Below are 18,430 nucleotides of genomic sequence, written 5' to 3' on the forward strand. Positions count from 1 at the left end.
TTTAGTTTTGGGGTTGAATATTTGTGCCACCAAGAAGTTTTAACAAGATATCTTGTTTAGCGACTACGATTTCCTTACCGGATATATCGGCATTGCTCACCACCAATCCCTCTTCCCCGGTTTGAATGATATTTATGGGAATGGCTTTGGCTTTGCCATTATTGTTTTCCAATACAAAGCTTTTACCATCGCGATTTAAAACCGCATCAAATGGTAGTTTCACGGCTTTTCCTTTAAAAACAATGACATTCACTTCAATTCTGTCACCTGTGGTAAGGTCGTTCGAATCAACATATACCTTATATTCAGCCAAGTTGTTGAAAGTACCGTTCAATGCTATGGCGGGATAGTCATTATTTTTGAAATTCACACCATATATCATTAGATCGGTAGGGATTCTTAACAAGAGGTAAAAGCCATTGTTGGCACTGATATTCGCTACAGGATGACCAGGAAGACTAATATCGCCGGTATTTACCATTGTCTTCGATATAATACCATCCACGGGCGACACTATGGTTGCATACGTCAAGGTATTGGCAACATCCATCTGATTTTGTCTTAGAGCATCCAATTTTGCTTTTAAACCTTCCAACTCACTTTCTTCTTTTTGGAATTGCTCTAATGAAGCTCCTTTTATGGCCAATAGTTCCTTGGTTCTTTTATGGGAATCCTCCACGTTTTTTATGACGATTTCTGTGGCCTTTATCTGTGATCTTAGGCTTATGGTGTTCGTTTGGATCGAGGTATTGTCCAATCGCGCAATGACATCCCCTTTTCGAACTTTTGATCCACTTGGTTTTATATAGTCGACCCGTGCGGTTACCTTCGAGGAAAGATTCACATCCTTGTCATTTTCGGTTTGAGCCAAATAGGGTAGGGTCAAGGTCGTAGGGCCTATTTGTGGGGTATAGGTAGAAACGCTTATGCCATACTGTTTTGCAATGTGCATTTGCGCTTCTTTGCTTTTTGCGTTCACGACGGCTAAAATTGCAGAAAGAACAAGTACCGCCACCGCAATTATTCCAATTGTCCTTTTATTGTTTAACGTTTTCATTTTACTAAGTTTTCAATGTTATTGCCATAGATTACAGCCAGCTTTACCAATGTTTGCCATTTTTCGGCCCTGGCTTTATATAGATTCGATTTTTCCAAAACCAGATCGTCCTCATATTTCAAATAATCCTCAATTGAAATCCTGTCGGATTTGTAACTGACCTTGGCTATTTTCAATAGCTCTTCCTTGTCCTTTACATTCCGCTCATAAAGTTCTTCCGATAGATGGATAAGTTGTAGACTGTTCTTTAATTGATTTGCCTGACTTATCAAGGATAATTCCAGTTGGTCCAGTGCGGTCTGTGTTTCATCATAAGAAATCCTACTTTTCGTGATTTCAGTATATTGACTTTTATGAAAAAGGGGGATATTTAGGGCCAATCCAAACGTGGTATAATTTTCGTCAAGAGCGGTATCGGTGTTGTAAGATTTGGCAAAACTGTGATTGTAGTTTCCTTTGAGGACCATGGAAGGCAATAACTTTTCTTTTTCTGCCCTATATCCCAACTTATCTGCAATGACTTTTTGCCGTAAGGGCTCCAGACCCTCCATTGTTGCGGTATTGACACTATCCGTTTGGAACATGGCCAGGGAACTTTTCAGTCTTATGCCTGTTAGACTTTCAATGGTGGCTATGGTATTTTCGCGTTGTATGGCAATTTCATTTAAAGAAGCCTCCACTTGGTTTATTCCATTTTTCACAAGCAATAAACTAGCGCCGGAGGCACGGCCGTTGTGAACGTTCATCTCCACGATTTCCTGGGTTTTTAATAGGGATTTTTTCTTTTGTTCCATGGCATTTGTGAGTGCGTCCAAATAGGAAAAACGGGCATTGGAACTCACAATGATGGCTTCATTTTGCAAAAGGTTGATCTGATTTTTAGCTTCTGCGGATTTTAGTAGGTATGTAGCTTTGCGGCCCAATGTGTAAATGGATTTAATGAATATGGGCATGGAAATGCTTATCCCTGCCCGGTAAATATGCTCACTGAAAGGTTGTGCGATACTTTCATCTTGGATCATTTCAAACATCGTATTGGGCGGTACGGGAATCATGGATGTAGGTATGGAAGAATAATCATAGGAGCCATAGGCAGTGAGTGTGGGGTATAATGCGCTATAAGCCGATCCTTTTCCGGTTTTTGCTTTTTCAAGGGCCAATTCGTCAATTTTGGTCTGTGGATGGGTTTTTAGGGCATTAAAAAGATCTTGAATGCTCCCAATTTCCTGTGCATACGTTTCATTGATATTGCCGAGTAGGATCAACAAGAATAATGTCGTGGTTTTAATATATGTCAACATCACTTCTGTAATTTGTTAATCGCAAATGTACGATTGATAAGCAGGGGTAAACGTAACTTAAGTTACATTGTAGGGATAAATTCAGGAATACGAAAACTTTAACGCTAGCGTAATCGATATTTTAGCAATATGCTTTAATAATTCTGATTTTACCTGAGTTTTACCTCGAGTAGTGCATATCTTAAACGATTCGGAATTTTGGCAACAGGTCTGTTAGACGGTAATATTTTAAGTGTATGGAATTCGGGGCATCCTTAATGGGGGTTGAGGGTAAATAGATATAGTATATTCCTTATCACAGTGAATAACCCGTTGTTTTTGGGAAATGCCCAAGGTAATTATCCTTTGTTTTGGCATTCCGGAATACTTAAGCTTTATTCTACATGTCCTGTCATTTTATAACGATCAAACTATTTGAGGTGGTGTAAGTATGAGGTTGTAATGTTGTAAAATGTTTTGTACCATCCTTACGATAATTCTATTGTTTATCCACTGATCTATATAGATTTGAGGTTTTACTTAAAATGAAACTTTCCTACCTCATCTTAAGCGTCATTATTCCGATATAATCATATTATTTAATTAAATAAGTATCCAATGCGGTTATTGTTGAATGTCTTATAATTATGATTAATAGCCTAGAGCAGTGGCATCACCTGTTCGCTTATTGTCTGCAGCACCCTCATACGAACCATCTTCCCTTACCAAAATGGCTTCGGTTCGCCCCAATTGTTCAACCTCCCTAAAAGACGTATGTCCGAGTTTTTTTAATTTATCGAGGGTAAGACTATCCAAAGTACCTTCTTCAACAACGATCATATCGGGTAACCATTGGGAATGGTGTTTTTTAGCATCAACCGCTTCCTGCATCGTCATGCCATGGTCAATCACATTAACAATGTTTTGATAAATGACATTAATGATTGTTGATCCTCCAGGCGTTCCCAGGACCATAAACAGTTCGCCATTTTTTTCAATAATCGTCGGGCTCATACTACTTAACATTCGCTTCCCTGGTTCAATTGCATTGGCATCACCACCAACAAGGCCGAAAATGTTGGGAAAACCCGGTTTTAAACTGAAATTATTCATTTCATTATTCAAGAAAAAACCAGCGCCATCGACCAGTACTTTACAGCCAAAATAACCTACTAATGTCGTAGTTATGGAGACAGCATTCCCGTCTTTATCAACAATGGAGAAATGGGTTGTTTCCAGGCTTTCTATTTTGTCCACTTTACCAGCTTTGATATCCGTGGAAAGGGACGCTTTATCTAATTGTATAGATGCGTTTCTATTGGTTATATACTCATCATCCAAAAGCATTTCGACGGGGACATCATGAAAATCCAAGTCCCCCATGTGTTCTGCTCTATCCGCAAATGCCCTTCTTTGCAACTCGGTCATGATATGTACCGTTTCTGGGGTATTGTGTCCCATTTCTTTAAAATCATAGGCATTGGAACCTTTAAGTTGTTGCACAAGGATTATACCGCCACTTGATGATGGGGGCATTGAAATGATGTTAAATGAATCCCTATATACCCCTTCAATAGGTTTGCGCCATACAGCGGAGTAATTTTCCAAGTCTTCTTTAGTGATGATTCCTCCCCCAGATTTCATTTCATCTATGATATATTGGGCTGTTTCACCTTTATAAAATCCATCCCTACCAAGCTCTTTTATTCGTTCCAAGGTTTTTCCCAAATCTTTTTGGTAAATGGTATCCCCATTTTCCCAAGGTTGGTTTTTGATGAAGATCATAAGGGAATCATTGACTTCCTTAAATTCCTTTTGCGCTCGATTAAAAGTCCATGCATCATATTCTGAAATGGAAAATCCTTGGTTCGCTACATCAATGGCCGGTTGTATTAGGTCTTTAAAGGGTAAGGCACAGAATTTTTTATGTATTTTATCCATACCATCCACAGTACCTGGGGTACAGGCTGCCAAATGCCCCAATAGCGCTTTGTCATTCATAACGGTTTTGTTTATTGAATCGATAAACATATCGCGACTTGCTAATGCTGGAGCAGTTTCCCTAAAATCAAGTGCCCCTTTTTTACCATCTGCGGTTCTATAAACCATATAACCGCCTCCACCTAAATTTCCTGCTTTGGGCAGGACAACTGCTAAGGCATATTTTACGGCTACGGCGGCATCGAATGCATTTCCTCCCTTTTTCAGGACATCCAATCCTATTTTGGTAGCAATGGGGTGTGCGGTGACCACCATTCCATTGGCGGCAACAACCCCTTCGTTTTCCTGTTTGTTTAGAGAAACTGTTTTGAGTTGTGTATCATTGGATTCTTTGCATTGGCAAAGAGCAAGTGTAAAAAGTAATAGTATTGATTTTAGTTTGTTCATGTTTTTCATAATCAATTGTCAGTGAGTTGGTGGGTATACTTGTGGTTAGGACTAATATAGTCCTTACGGCATATAAGTGCAATAATATAGCCTAAAGACCTCCTAGGATAGGTGGTGTATTATTGATATCGGAATTTGTGCCCGATTTTTTTATTGGTTAATGATATTTTTGACGTGTAGGATGAATTGATGTATTAATTAGAAGACTTCTTTAAAATATCTTTTTTGATCCAAGGGTTTATTTATTGCCCGTGCTTTGGTATTTTTAGGGGCAAAATATGAATATGGGTCAAATTATAACATTCGGAGAGGTTTTAATGCGTATTTCTCCCACGAGCAATAAAAAATTCATTCAATCCAATGTGGTTGAATTTTATTTTGGGGGCACCGAATTGAACGTCGGTATCTCCATAGCGAACTTTGGTGGGGAGGTAAAGCATATTAGCGCAGTCTCAGATGATTTTATAGGAGAAACGGCCCTGTCCTATATTCGGAAGTTTGGCGTTGATACTTCTTTGATCTCTTTATCCAAACGCCCATTGGGGGTTTATTTTTTGGAAGTGGGAGCCGTAATGCGCCCCAGCAATATCTCTTACAATAGATCGCATTCCGCTTTTTCGGAGATAGCGCCGGAAAAAGTGGACTGGGAAAAAGCCTTGGAAACGGGTTCTTGGTTCCATTGGACAGGTATTACACCTGCCTTGTCCAAAGGGGCTTTTGAAACCTTGAAGGCCGGACTAAAACTTGCCAGGAAAAAAGGGATGACCGTTTCAGCCGATCCTACCTATAGAAGTGGATTGTGGAATTATGGCCAAGATCCCAAAGAAGCCTTGATCGAATTATTGCATGACTCCACTATTTTTATCGGGGGCATCAACGAGATCAATGAGGTTTTGGGTACGTCATTCGGGTATTCCAATGATGATTTTATTGCCGCAAGCAAACAGCTGATGCAAACTTTTCCATCCATAGAAAAGGTTTTTGATAAAATCCGGACTTCATTAAATTCATCCTGGCATAAAATCAGGGCCAGAATGTGGAATGGTACGGAGTTCAGGGAAACCCAAGATCTTGATATTACCCATGTCGTTGACCGTATTGGGACTGGCGATGCTTTTGCTGCAGGAATCATTTATGGTCTGCAAAAGTATGACGATTACAAAGCGATTGAATTTGCCAGTGCCGCTTGTGCCTTAAAACACACCTATGAAGGTGACGTTAATTTAACTACGTTAACCGAAGTCACCAATATATTAGGCGGAGATACCACAGGACGTTTGAGGCGATAACCCTTTGGGTACACGTATTCGTGTTGAATGTACCCTTCGTTCACACAATGGCCTATATCAAAGAATAAACGACCATTGGCGAAGTATAAGGATTATGTCCTAAAGAAAAGCACGTAAATTGCCCATATAAAGCAAAATATACAAAAGGCGTACAATAGACAATGCTGAAGTAGTAGTTTTTTCATATGACCGTATTTGGGATATATAAATAACGGCAAAATCGGCTTCAATCCGGATTGTAATCGTGTAAAGGGGATAAAATTCGTTGTGGGGCAATAACTTCGATTAAAGGTAAAATCGATCTATCAATTGAAAAAAACCATAAACATTTAATCCTCAAAACAAGGAGTTCACCGAGGATTATTTACGCGTGAAACAATTCATTTGGGGGTTTCGAAACGGTCAAAAAACGATAATAATGAAAAAGCGGATATTGAATAGATCGATATCCGCTTTTCCATGATCCAAATAAATGGATTTATAGTTGATATTCCCCACCGTTTTGTTCTTCCTCAGGTGACCTTTGATCCAAGGTAAACGAATCCTTGAAAATATAAAAACATAATATCGCAATCCCTATCACAAGCAGTGATTTGGCATATTCCCATTTTAGGATCAAAAGAAGGCTACCGGCTATGATAGCCAAGGTTCCGATGACCATTAGAATATTCCATAGGAATTGGAAATGTCTGTTTTTTGCATTTTTTTTCCTACGAAAGAAATAGGAGGTACCTTCGAACACGAACCACAACACGAATGAAATGGCAATGATGGCATGTATCAATAGGTTATGGGGTACATTGAAAATGTTCAAAACCCCGTTTATTGACCAAAATAGGATGAAGACAAGTTTGTTATAGTCATTGAATTTTTTCAGCGGTTTTTTCCAAAAACGATAGCTATAAAGCATACCAATACCTATAAAGGAAACAAGCATTACATCGTTGGCCAAACGCCAACCAAGGATTTTCATCAAGAACCCTATGGCCATAGCCCCCATTAAAATCCATAATGGTTTGGTCATTGCCTTTTTATAGGGGTCCATAGTTTTCTTTTTAAAAATTTCCTTTGGTAGTGCTACGGCTAAATTACTTTAATATTAGCCTTTAAACCTTCCATTATTCCAAGGATATTGTTAACCGTTTCCTTGAGATAATGTTGGATCAGTACATGGGGGATTCTAATCGTCGTAAATCCATTTTTAAAGGAGTGCATGGCTCTTTCAAGGTCATTTATGGCCTGTTCATGGGTCAGCCTGTGATACTCCGTATCGATTTCTATATTTAATTTAACCCTGGAAATGGCGATATCGACAGATTTTTTACCGTCCCACCATTCCAACATGGCCTGTACACCTACTTCTTTTAGGCCATAATATAATTGTATGGCTTCAATAGGTGTCTTGTTCAGCTCGATCAACCTTACCAGTCGGGTCTGGTGGGAGTCACAGAGTTCAAGACCGAAACGGTCCATAGCGTTTCTGTGTTCCAAGTAGTCGAGTTTCTTACTGCATTCTAAGCATTTCATTTAGGTAGTTTTGATTTTGATTTGGGATAATAATAACCCTGTTTTTTATGGATTATTATATATTATCGATGTATGACACCTCACTTTTAGATAAACGGCAAACTTTTAGATGAACTGCACTGAAAAATGTTAAAACCGTTGTGAAAAGCGGTTTTTACGGCATGGTCTTTTTGCATCGAAAATAGTAGTTGATTTAATCTTAAAATTATTATTTTAGGCGTTGATCAATAATTCAGAAAATGGCATATATACGTGTAAGATTTAGTGGCATACTTTTAATGGTGATGGTCATGTTGGGCTGTAAAGACGTAAAGGAAAACAAGGAAACCGCAACAAAACGAATGGCAAGACCGGAATTGGATTTGACAGAGGCGAATCGGTTGGCGGGTTTACCCCTAGGTTGTATGCAGACCGAATATCCCAATAGGTTGGGGCAAACTTTGCACGATTCTACCCATATCAATAATCCCAAAACCTTGCACCCCGCATTTTATGGTTGTTTTGATTGGCATTCCTCCGTTCACGGACATTGGAGTCTAATATCACTCTTAAAGCAATTTCCCAATTTGGACGAAGCCGAGATTATTGAGACCAAACTCGCCGAAAACCTCTCCAAGGAAAATATAGCCTCCGAAATCGCTTACTTTAATATGAAAGGAAATGCTTCCTATGAGCGTACCTACGGATGGGCATGGTTGCTAAAACTTGCTGAAGAGCTATATACTTGGGATGACCCCTTGGCCGAAGAATTGGCTACGAACCTGCAACCTTTGGTCGATGTTATCGTACAAGGGTATATTGATTTTCTCCCCAAGCTGAACTATCCCATACGCGTAGGGGAACACAGCAATACGGCATTTGGGATGTCTTTGGCATGGGATTATGCCGTAACTACCGATAATCAACCCCTTCAAGACATCATTAAACAAAGTGTAAAACAATTTTATATCAAGGATATCGATTGTCCATTGGAGTGGGAACCCAGTGGGTTCGATTTTTTATCGCCTTGTCTCCAAGAAGCTGATATAGTCCGTAAGGTATTGCCCGCCAAGGATTTTAAACATTGGATCAAGAATTTTCTCCCGGAATTGACCAAACCTACCTTTAAAATGGAAACAGGGAAGGTGTCCGATCGTACAGATGGGAAATTGATACACATTGATGGACTTAATTTCAGTAGGGCGTGGTGCCTATATGGTATTGCGAAAACGCTACCTGAATACGATTATTTAATACCGATTGCAGATGAGCACCTAAAGTATTCCTTACCCAGTATCGTTGATGGGAATTATGAAGGTACACATTGGTTGGGGACCTTTGCCTTGTACGCCTTAAACCATTCCGAATAAAATGTTCAAGAAAATAGGTCCTGGAGTATTGGTTGCGGCTGCCTTTATCGGCCCCGGTACCATTACGGCCTGTTCCTTGGCAGGGGTAGGTTTCGGTTTCACCCTTTTATGGGCTTTGTTGTTGTCTATTATCGCGACAGCTGTGCTCCAGGAAATGTCGGCCAGATTGGGGATAGTTACCCAAAAGGGTTTGGCCGATGCCATAAAGAGCGAACTGGACACCCCATGGATCCGTATTTTGATCATTGCCATCGTATTATCGGCCATAGTAATCGGTAATGCCGCCTATGAGGCAGGAAATATAGGTGGGGCTACCCTAGGTATGAATGCCCTTTTTGGCCGTCAATATGCTACCTATTATCCTTTTATCATCGGTTTTTTTGCTTTTGGGCTACTGTATATGGGAAATTATAAGGCACTGGAAAAAGTTTTTATAGCCCTGGTGCTGATAATGAGCCTTTCCTTTTTGTTGACCGCAATAGTGACCAAACCCGATATACTTAAAATACTCAAAGGCACCTTGGTGCCATCAATGCCCAAGGATAGCCTTTTAACGATCATCGCTTTGGTCGGTACAACGGTTGTTCCTTATAACTTATTCTTGCATGCCTCCTTGGTGAGTGAGAAATGGAAAAATAAAAGCGATCTCGGCTATGCTCGAAAAGATACCATTATGGCCATAGCTTTGGGGGGCTTGGTCTCCATGTCAGTCGTAATTGCTGCAGCGGCCATTCCCGGAGAGGAAATAACCAATGTGATCCATCTGGCAAAAGGCTTGGAACCCTTGTATGGTAACAGTGCCCGTTATTTTATGGGAATTGGATTGTTCGCAGCAGGGGTCACTTCCGCCATTACGGCCCCTTTGGCAGCCGCTTATGTCGCCAATAGTTGTTTTGGTTGGAAGGCCGGTTTAAAGGATATAAGGTTCAGGATCGTTTGGATGCTTATTTTGGGGTTGGGGGTATTTTTTCTTTCCTTTGGAATTACACCTATTGAAATCATCAAATTTGCGCAGATCACCAACGGAATATTACTCCCTGTAATATCCGTATTCCTGTTATGGGTAGTGAATAAAGCAACGGTCATGGGTAAATACAAGAACAATGGAATACAGAACCTACTGGGTTTTGTCATTATTTTATTATCCCTGTTCTTGGGCGTTAAAAGTGTCATCAAAGTATTGGGAATTCTATAAATGGAAAAGTTCTATATAGATATAAATTGTGATGTGGGGGAGGGTATAGGAAATGAAGAAGGGATCCTTCCATTGATTTCCTCATGCAATATTGCCTGTGGCGGACATACGGGAGACAAAGGTACAATGACCCAAACCGTGATGCTCGCAAAAAAGTACGGGGTACGCATCGGGGCACATCCATCATATCCGGATCGAAAAAATTTTGGACGTACAACCCTAACGATCGATGACGATTCGTTAAAAGCCAGTATTCAGGACCAAATAAAGGGGTTGAAATTGATTTTGGATCATGCGGAGGTACCACTGCACCATATAAAAGCCCATGGGGCACTTTATAATGATCTGGCAAGAAACCCTGCCCTTTCCGAATTATTTTTAGCTACCGTAACCCCATATAAAAAATCTGTATATTTATATGTGCCACCTGATTCCGTTATGGCCGAAAAGGCCATGGAAAAAGGGTTCACCATAAAATTCGAAGCCTTTGCCGATAGAAATTACAATGATGATCTGAGTTTGGTTTCCCGGAAATTGCCCAATGCGGTTATCCGGGAACCCCAAGAAGTTTTGGACCACTTGGTCGGCATGGTAAAAAAAGGAAAGGTAAGGGCCATAGGGGGAAGTGAATGTACGATACAGGCCGACACCTATTGTTTACATGGCGATACCCCTAATGCATTACGGATTTTAACGTATCTTTCGCAAGAATTGCCCAAACAACTAATCTATTTAAAAAAGTGACTGATTATCCCATTTCAATACGATCCTTTGGAGACCATGCGGTTTTGGTGGAATGGCCGAATGAAGTTGATGTGGCCATATTGGAAGACATCATTCAATTTAAATCGTATCTAAATCAAAATTGCCTAGATCCCAATGAATGGGAAATGGTACCCGCGTACAATTCCCTTACCTTGATCGACAGAAACAAGGTCATCGATTATCAGTCTTTTAAAGGGGATTTAAAAACGTGGTACGGACAAAGGGAATCCGTAAATCATAGGGAAATATTTTTATGGAGATTGCCTGTGTGTTACGATTTGGACTTTGCCATAGACCTTGAAGAGGTTGGGGAAAAATTGGGGATTTCTATCGAGAAGGTCATAGAATTACACACTTCAAGTGTATTTACGGTTTATGGTATTGGCTTTTTACCGGGCTTTATGTACCTCGGCGGGCTGCCCAAAGCACTCGAAGTTCCCAGACGTTCGGAACCACGACAGAAGGTGATGAAAGGTGCGGTAGGTCTGGCAGGAAAGCAAACGGGGATTTACCCTCAGGAATCACCCGGAGGTTGGAATATTATCGGCAACTGTTCGGTCCCTATTTTCGACGCCAAAAGGGATGAACCCTGTTTTGTGAACGTGGGGGATAAAATTCAGTTTTATTCGATTTCCAGGGCAGAATATGACTTGCACAAAATTCAAGGGGAAGTGGGGATATATCAATTTGAAAAAGTAAAGTGGAATGCTTAAGGTCATAAAATCCGGATTGTATACTACCCTTCAAGACGAAGGGCGTTTCGGCTATCGGGACAAGGGGGTTCCCGTTTCCGGCGTAATGGATATGCTTGTGTTCCAAAATGCCAATACGCTTTTGGAAAATGAGGCCAATTCGGCCGTATTGGAAATTACCATGACCGGACCTACATTGCTGTTTGAGAAAGATACCTATATTGTGTTGTCAGGGGCCGAATTTGAAACCACCTTGAACAATGAGCCCATTTCTAATAATAAAGTCCATAAGGTAAAAGCGGGCGATATCCTATCCTATGGTAGATTACTTAAGGGATTTAGAGGGTATTTGGCCATTAAAAACGGATTTAAAACCAAAGAGGTATTGGGTAGTAGGTCGCAATTTTATCCCATAACCAAGAGAGGTACCATCAAAGAAAAGGCAGCATTGGAGTATGATGAATATTTGGATTTTGAACCGAAGATATCGGAATTCAAGGCAAATATATCTTTGGAAGAAATCGTTTTGAAAGTTTCCAAGGGCCCCGAATTCAAGCTGATGGACGATGTACAGTTAGAACAGCTTTTCATCAATTCATTTACGGTGGCCAAGGAATATAATAGAATGGGATACCAGTTCGATGAAAAGATAAAAGGCCATTCTTGGTCTATGTTGACATCAGCGACCTTACCGGGTACGGTGCAGTTGACACCTTCGGGCAAGTTGATCATTTTGATGAAAGACGGGCAAACGACGGGAGGTTATCCAAGGATCCTGCAACTAAAGGATACGGCCATTTCCATCTTGGCACAAAAGAAATTTGGGGATAAGATTTCCTTTAAATTGGGGTAAACATTTGCGATAGGTCCGCTATACCCTATGATATACTTTTTCAAAAGGTATTCTGAACCTGGGTCCGTACACCCCTTCCTTTTCCCGAACACCGCAACCAATGACCATATTGATTTCGGAACCGGAAGGTAAGTCCAGGATTTTTTTTATCCGTAGGGAATCCAAACCTTCCATTGGGCAGGTATCATAACCGATAGCGGCCATAGAGATCATAAAGTTCTGTGCGGCCAAAGCGGCACTTTTATGGGCTACGATACGCATATCCGATTTACGCACTTGCCTATAAACAGGCCTGAAAAGTCCGACTATTTGAAAGAAGAAATAACGGATGGCTCCCAAAATCCCCAAAAACTCGGTATACAGGGTGGGAATGAGCTTGCCATAATAATTCAATACAAACTTTTCCCGAGGGGTATGGGTTTCTTTCTTTTTGTCTCCAAACCCCTTTTTTATATGATCGAGATTCGCTTTGGATCGTTTGTGCCATAAATCTTTTCGGGTAACTACGACAATCAATTGCTTGGCCGTTTTAGCGGCTGGTTGATCAAAGCAGGCCCTAGCCACTTCCTTCAGTTTCGATTTGTCGGTAATGTGATAAAACTCCCATAATTGCAAATTGCTGCTGGTAGGGGCGAGGGAGGCGTTTATCAGACATTTCTTCACCTTTTCATCGTCTAACTCCAAATCCTCCTTATAAATCCGTACCGAACGGCGGTATTGAATGGCTTCTGTTACTGTTCTTTCCATGGGGCTTAAAATAGGTGTTTGATTTTTTTTATCAATCGTATGGGAAGGGTATACGGTGGATAGCGGAAGGGAGGGTCGATCCAATTGGCTTTTTTAATGATGGCCTTATGGTGGGAAAACAATTCGAAGGTCTCTTTACCATGATAAGCACCGATTCCACTAGGGCCGACTCCCCCAAACGGTAAATTTTTATTTGTGATTTGTATAATGGTATCATTTATGGCACCCCCTCCGAAGCTAAAATCGGAAATGATCTTGTCCTGGAATTTCCTATCGGTAGAGAACACATAAGTAGCCAGTGGTTTGTCGTATCGGGAAATAAGGTTGGCGATTTCCTCGATGGTTTCATAGGTTATGATGGGAAGTATAGGTCCAAAGATTTCACCTTTCATTACTTTTCCTTCCATTTTAGGTGTATCGATCAAGGTAGGAGCCATAAAATTATCACGGTCATTGGTTTCCCCGCCAAAAATAATATTTTCCCCTACCAACATTTCCTTTAAACCTTGGTAGTGCTTTTCATTCACAAGACGGGCGTAATTGGGGGAAGTCTCAATGGCCGGCCCAAAACAATTAATGATATGCCGTTTTATGGAGGTTATGAGTTTATCCTTAACCTTACGGTGCACCAAAATATAATCGGGGGCGATACAGGTTTGACCTGCATTTAGGAATTTTCCCCAGACGATCCTTTTGGCCGACAAATCAATAACTGCGGTTTGATCCACGATGCATGGATTTTTTCCTCCCAACTCCAATGTAACCGGAGTCATGTGTTTTGCCGCACTTTCATAGACGATCTTACCCACACGGGTACTCCCGGTAAAGAAAATATAATCCCAATCTTGGGTGAGCAATTGTTGGGAAACGGCTACCCCACCTTCTATGACGGCCACGTATTCCTTCGGGAAAACCCCGGTTATGATCTCCTGAATGATCTTGGAAGTATTGGGAGTTGCTTCCGAAGGTTTTACCACAACGGTATTGCCTGCGGCCAGTGCTCCGATAAGTGGTGTGAATACCAATTGAAAAGGATAGTTCCAAGGTGCGATGATCAATACCGAACCATAAGGCTCTTTATAAATATGGTCGGATGAAGGCCAATTCGCAAGGCTACTTGATTTTCGTTCCGGTCGGGCCCATAATTCAAGGTTTTTGATGGCCAATTTCAATTCGGAAAGGACAAATTGGCTTTCAGCAACCAAGGTTTCAAACCTAGGCTTCTTAAAATCGGCATACAAGGCATCACATATGGCATCTTCCTTGGATTCAATTTCCTTTTGTAAACGCTTCAGGGATCTTTTACGAAAAGCGATTTGCTTCGTTTGTTGGGTTCGAAAAAATTCCCGTTGGTTTTTAAGTACCTCCATAGCATTGAAATAAACTCAAATGTATGGAATTAATCCATGACCTTCCTGTTTCCAAAACCATTGATTTTCATAGGGCATATCACCGAATGGATCGGGCAGGGGCATTTATGGTATAATTTCGTCGGTTTTCATTGAATTTGGCCTTTTTTGTGTTTTTCCGAAGGTTCCCTAAAGATCTTAAAAGTATTGAATATGGTATAAAAAGGCAATCTAAAGCATTGATTTACAGCTGTATAACAAAATTATACATGTATTGGATTTAGAGTAGGAAACTGAGTTGGGAATTTAGCTTTTATTATTGAATTATATTTGATTCTTAAAAACGTGCAATAGCATTTATAAACGTTAACATTATCTAGATGGAATTGAATAAATACAGTAAAAATGTAACCCAAGATCCTACGCAACCAGCAGCTCAGGCCATGTTGTACGGAATAGGTTTTAAAGATGAGGATTTTAATAAACCTTTGGTCGGTATCGCCAGTACCGGGTACGAAGGTAATCCGTGTAACATGCATTTGAATGATTTGGCCAAATTGGTGAAAGAAGGTGTCAATTCAAAGGAAACGGTTGGGTTGATATTCAATACCATCGGTGTTAGTGACGGTATCTCAATGGGGACACCGGGAATGCGTTTTTCCTTACCTTCCAGGGATATTATTGCGGATTCCATGGAAACCGTTGTACAAGGCATGTCTTATGATGCTTTGGTAACCGTTGTAGGTTGCGATAAGAATATGCCAGGGGCCCTAATGGCCATGTTGCGCTTAAACCGTCCTGCCATTTTGGTATACGGGGGAACCATTGCTTCAGGTTGCCATAACCATAAGAAGTTGGATGTCGTATCCGCTTTTGAGGCTTGGGGTGAAAAGGTTGCCGGTACCATGGAAGAATCGGATTATCGAAGTATCATAAAAAAATCCATTCCGGGAGCTGGGGCCTGTGGAGGAATGTATACGGCCAATACCATGGCTTCTGCCATAGAGGCTCTAGGGATGTCATTACCCTATAATTCATCGAACCCTGCCATAAGTAATGATAAAGAGGCAGAGTGTTTGGCCGCTGGGGCACAAATGCGGGTCCTCATAGAAAAGGATATAAAACCATTGGATATAGTGACCCGGAAATCATTGGAAAATGCCATTCGCTTGGTAACGATTTTAGGGGGCTCAACGAATGCGGTACTGCATTTCTTGGCTATAGCCAGGGCAGCCGATATTGAATTCACCTTACAGGATTTCCAACATATCAGTGATACGACTCCATTTATTGCCGACTTAAAACCAAGTGGTAAATACCTAATGGAAGATGTACACCGTGTGGGTGGAATACCTGCGGTATTGAAATATTTATTGAAAAATGGTCTTTTACATGGCGATTGTTTAACCGTTACCGGTAAAACACTGGCCGAGAATTTGGAAAATGTTCCGGATTTGGCTGAGGGACAGGATGTGATCATGCCTTTGGACAAGCCCATCAAAGCCACCGGGCATTTACGTATGCTTTATGGGAATTTGGCTGAAAATGGTTCCGTAGCAAAGATCACAGGAAAAGAAGGACTCCAATTCAAAGGCGTGGCCAAAGTATTCGATAGTGAATATGATGCCAATGATGGTATCCGGAACGGACTCGTTAAAAAAGGGGATGTTGTGGTCATCAGGTATGAAGGCCCTAAAGGAGGTCCGGGGATGCCCGAAATGCTAAAACCGACGGCGGCAATAATGGGTGCAGGTCTTGGAAAGGAAGTGGCACTGATCACAGATGGCCGCTTTTCAGGAGGGACCCATGGTTTTGTGGTAGGACATATTTCTCCGGAAGCACAGGAAGGTGGGGTTATAGCCCTGGTCAAGGATGGGGATACAATTATCATCGATGCGGAAACCAATTCGATAAATGTGGAGGTCTCCGATAGTGAACTCGAAAAACGCAAAGCGGAATGGGTACAACCGGAATTGAAATTCAAAAAAGGGGTTTTGTATAAATATGCCCGTTCGGTCTCATCGGCTGCACAAGGATGTGTTACCGACGAATTCTAAGATAAAATAATCGAAATATTTCCTTTGGGAAATTATGGGGTGATAGCTTGCGAACACCCAAAAAGCAGAAATAGTTATGCAGACTTTGAAAGAAACGAAAAAAGGAGCCAATAAGCCGGCAAAGATAAAGATGAGCGGTGCGGAAGCAATTATACATTGTTTGTTGGCAGAAGGGGTTGATTTACTTTACGGATATCCCGGTGGGGCGATCATGCCGGTCTATGATGAGCTTTATAAATTTCAGGATAAACTGACCCATATCCTTACCCGTCATGAACAAGGTGCGACCCATGCGGCCCAGGGGTATGCCAGGGTATCGGGAAAAGTAGGGGTGGCCATGGCTACTTCCGGTCCCGGTGCCACTAATTTGGTCACCGGTTTGGCCGATGCCCAAATAGATTCGACACCAATGGTATGCATAACGGGACAGGTGACACGCCAATTATTGGGTTCCGATGCGTTTCAGGAAACCGATATCATCGGAATTTCCACTCCTGTAACGAAATGGAACTACCAGATTACAAAGGTGGAAGAAATCCCTGAGATCTTAGCTAGGGCTTTCTATATTGCCAAGTCCGGTCGTCCGGGTCCCGTGCTTATAGATATCACCAAAAACGCCCAGTTCGATACCATCGAATTCAGTTATGAGTTCTGTAAAGGTATTCGCAGTTACGTTCCAGTACCAAAACCCCAAGCTTCGGCCATAGATGCGGCCGCAGAACTGATCAACTCAGCCAAAAAACCAATGATCGTATTTGGTCAAGGGGTTATTCTAGGACATGCTGAAGAAGAATTGAAAGCATTGATAGAGAAAGCCGGTATCCCTGCGGCATGGACCATTTTAGGGCTTTCAGCCTTGGATTCGGATCATCCGTTGAATGTGGGAATGGTGGGAATGCACGGAAATTACGGTCCAAATATATTGACCAATGAATGTGATCTACTTATAGCCATAGGTATGCGTTTCGATGATAGGGTTACAGGAAATCTGGAAACCTATGCCAAACAGGCCAAGGTGATCCATTTTGAGATCGATCCGGCCGAAATCAATAAGAACGTCCATGCTGATGTTGCCGTATTGGGGGATTCCAAGGAAACCTTAAGCCTGGTATTGCCCAAAATCAAAAAGAACAGCCATGAGGCTTGGCATAACGAATTCAAGGAAAAATATAAAATAGAATTCGAAGCGGTAATCAAAGATGACCTGTTTCCTACCAAGGAAGGCATTACCATGGCCGAGGTAGTGAATGAAATCAATACCGCATCAGGACATGAAGCCGTTATCGTCAGTGATGTAGGACAGCATCAGATGATCGCTTGTAGATATTCCAAGTTCAAAAAAACCAAAAGTAACATAACCTCTGGTGGATTGGGAACGATGGGTTTTGCCTTGCCAGCCGCCATCGGTGCCAAAATGGGCGCTATGGATCGGGAGGTTGTGGCCATTATCGGAGATGGAGGGTATCAAATGACCATTCAAGAACTCGGTACGATTTTCCAGAACAAGACACCCGTTAAAATCGTCGTGTTGAACAATGACCATTTGGGAATGGTTCGTCAATGGCAAGAACTTTTCTTTGAAAGTAGATATGCTTCCACCGTTATGAGTAACCCCAATTTCGTCAAAATTGCAGAAGGTTACGATATTACGGCCAAAAGAATCACTGAACGAAAAGATTTAAAAGCATCCATATCGGAGATGTTGGCCTCCAAGGATGCCTATTTCTTGGAAGTAAAGGTAGAAAAGGAAGACAATGTATTCCCAATGATACCTTCAGGAGCTTCCGTTTCCGATATCAGATTGAAGTAGGTTGGTATTCCGCAGTGGTACATTGCGGGTCACAATATTGAATAAGTCGTCTCGAGCGCAGTCGAGCGGTTT

General features: G+C 41.4%; 15 protein-coding genes. 8 read left to right on the forward strand and 7 right to left on the reverse strand.

What is annotated here, in order from left to right:
• Nucleotide 1 precedes the first annotated feature (1 nt).
• The 3 genes from PHU20_RS00310 to ggt all read right to left on the reverse strand — a co-directional run bounded on the left by PHU20_RS00310 (nucleotide 2) and on the right by ggt (nucleotide 4,725).
• A complete protein-coding gene (locus PHU20_RS00310) occupies nucleotides 2–1,057 on the reverse strand; it encodes an efflux RND transporter periplasmic adaptor subunit (protein WP_274823335.1) in 1,056 nt (351 codons plus the stop codon).
• Entirely contained in the window at nucleotides 1,054–2,358 is a 1,305-nt protein-coding gene (locus PHU20_RS00315) for a TolC family protein (protein ID WP_274823336.1), read from the reverse strand. The genes PHU20_RS00310 and PHU20_RS00315 overlap by 4 nt, the downstream gene beginning before the upstream one ends.
• Nucleotides 2,359–2,988: 630 nt before the next feature.
• Nucleotides 2,989–4,725, reverse strand: coding sequence for a gamma-glutamyltransferase (ggt, locus tag PHU20_RS00320; protein ID WP_274823337.1), 1,737 nt, complete (start codon nucleotides 4,723–4,725; stop codon nucleotides 2,989–2,991).
• 284 nt (nucleotides 4,726–5,009) lie between these two features.
• Here ggt and PHU20_RS00325 point away from each other — a divergent pair, with 284 nt between their 5' ends.
• Nucleotides 5,010–6,014 carry a sugar kinase gene (locus PHU20_RS00325; RefSeq protein WP_274823338.1) on the forward strand — a complete coding sequence of 335 codons (1,005 nt, stop codon included), beginning with the start codon at nucleotides 5,010–5,012 and terminating at the stop codon, nucleotides 6,012–6,014.
• Nucleotides 6,015–6,492: 478 nt separating this feature from the next.
• On the opposite strand, the gene PHU20_RS00330 is transcribed toward PHU20_RS00325, so the two are convergent.
• A complete protein-coding gene (locus PHU20_RS00330) occupies nucleotides 6,493–7,059 on the reverse strand; it encodes a hypothetical protein (protein WP_274823339.1) in 567 nt (188 codons plus the stop codon).
• Between the two features lie 38 nt (nucleotides 7,060–7,097).
• Nucleotides 7,098–7,541: a hypothetical protein gene (locus PHU20_RS00335; protein WP_274823340.1), complete on the reverse strand. Its 444-nt coding sequence runs from the start codon at nucleotides 7,539–7,541 to the stop codon at nucleotides 7,098–7,100.
• Between the two features lie 239 nt (nucleotides 7,542–7,780).
• Between PHU20_RS00335 and PHU20_RS00340 the strand changes: the two genes are divergently transcribed.
• From PHU20_RS00340 to PHU20_RS00360, 5 genes are read left to right on the forward strand one after another with little or no spacing between them, the layout of a single operon-like run.
• Nucleotides 7,781–8,890: a DUF2891 domain-containing protein gene (locus tag PHU20_RS00340; RefSeq protein ID WP_274823341.1), complete on the forward strand. Its 1,110-nt coding sequence runs from the start codon at nucleotides 7,781–7,783 to the stop codon at nucleotides 8,888–8,890.
• A 1-nt stretch (nucleotide 8,891) separates the two neighbouring features.
• A complete protein-coding gene (locus PHU20_RS00345) occupies nucleotides 8,892–10,085 on the forward strand; it encodes an Nramp family divalent metal transporter (protein WP_274823342.1) in 1,194 nt (397 codons plus the stop codon).
• Nucleotides 10,086–10,829, forward strand: a complete 744-nt coding sequence (pxpA, locus tag PHU20_RS00350) for a 5-oxoprolinase subunit PxpA (protein WP_274823343.1) — start codon at nucleotides 10,086–10,088, stop codon at nucleotides 10,827–10,829. It begins immediately after the preceding gene.
• Nucleotides 10,826–11,563 (forward strand): 5-oxoprolinase subunit PxpB, encoded by a 738-nt coding sequence (gene pxpB / locus PHU20_RS00355; RefSeq protein WP_274823344.1) that lies wholly within the window; start codon nucleotides 10,826–10,828, stop codon nucleotides 11,561–11,563. The genes pxpA and pxpB overlap by 4 nt, the downstream gene beginning before the upstream one ends.
• Nucleotides 11,556–12,395, forward strand: a complete 840-nt coding sequence (locus tag PHU20_RS00360) for a 5-oxoprolinase subunit C family protein (protein WP_274823345.1) — start codon at nucleotides 11,556–11,558, stop codon at nucleotides 12,393–12,395. Before pxpB ends, PHU20_RS00360 begins: the two co-directional genes overlap by 8 nt.
• Nucleotides 12,396–12,413: 18 nt before the next feature.
• On the opposite strand, the gene PHU20_RS00365 is transcribed toward PHU20_RS00360, so the two are convergent.
• A complete protein-coding gene (locus PHU20_RS00365; protein WP_274823346.1) occupies nucleotides 12,414–13,142 on the reverse strand; it encodes a nitroreductase family protein in 729 nt (242 codons plus the stop codon).
• Nucleotides 13,143–13,147: 5 nt separating this feature from the next.
• Nucleotides 13,148–14,512, reverse strand: coding sequence for an aldehyde dehydrogenase (locus PHU20_RS00370; protein ID WP_274823347.1), 1,365 nt, complete (start codon nucleotides 14,510–14,512; stop codon nucleotides 13,148–13,150).
• A gap of 359 nt (nucleotides 14,513–14,871) precedes the next feature.
• Between PHU20_RS00370 and ilvD the strand changes: the two genes are divergently transcribed.
• Both ilvD and ilvB read left to right on the forward strand, forming a co-directional pair.
• Nucleotides 14,872–16,548 (forward strand): dihydroxy-acid dehydratase, encoded by a 1,677-nt coding sequence (ilvD, locus tag PHU20_RS00375; protein WP_274823348.1) that lies wholly within the window; start codon nucleotides 14,872–14,874, stop codon nucleotides 16,546–16,548.
• A 76-nt stretch (nucleotides 16,549–16,624) separates the two neighbouring features.
• Nucleotides 16,625–18,358 (forward strand): biosynthetic-type acetolactate synthase large subunit, encoded by a 1,734-nt coding sequence (gene ilvB / locus PHU20_RS00380; protein ID WP_274823349.1) that lies wholly within the window; start codon nucleotides 16,625–16,627, stop codon nucleotides 18,356–18,358.
• Nucleotides 18,359–18,430 lie beyond the last annotated feature (72 nt).

This window comes from Maribacter polysaccharolyticus, from assembly GCF_028882255.1.
Taxonomy (GTDB): domain Bacteria; phylum Bacteroidota; class Bacteroidia; order Flavobacteriales; family Flavobacteriaceae; genus Maribacter_A; species Maribacter_A polysaccharolyticus.